The organism is Acetobacter sp. DsW_059 (genome assembly GCF_002153695.1).
Classification (GTDB): domain Bacteria; phylum Pseudomonadota; class Alphaproteobacteria; order Acetobacterales; family Acetobacteraceae; genus Acetobacter; species Acetobacter thailandicus.
In genome coordinates, this window is the sequence record NZ_JOPI01000130.1 from 1 (window position 1) to 247 (window position 247).

Below are 247 nucleotides of genomic sequence, written 5' to 3' on the forward strand. Positions count from 1 at the left end.
TGCCCCTGTACTGCGAGTGTACAGGAACCTGAGAAAAGGACGGAATCGCCGTATAAGATCGCTATATCAACCTGTGTATTTGTTCCCTGAACAGTTGGCAGATCTCCATTGAATAATACCCGAAAATTAGTAGTTGGCTCTGGCAGGCAAACCAGTGTTTCTGAGGCCCGAAGGTCCTGAATCGTTTGATCGAGAGAGGTCATTTAGCACCTCAGGCAGTTGTGGAAGCGGTGGAGGTCGTAGCAGT

The 247-nt window shown here is 49.0% G+C and carries 1 protein-coding gene; it reads right to left on the reverse strand.

Going from position 1 to position 247, the window contains the following annotated elements; translation table 11 throughout:
- Positions 1 to 203, reverse strand: a 203-nt coding sequence (locus tag HK25_RS13465) for a hypothetical protein (protein ID WP_233127829.1), incomplete at its 3' end; no start/stop codon positions are given.
- Positions 204 to 247: the final 44 nt, after the last annotated feature.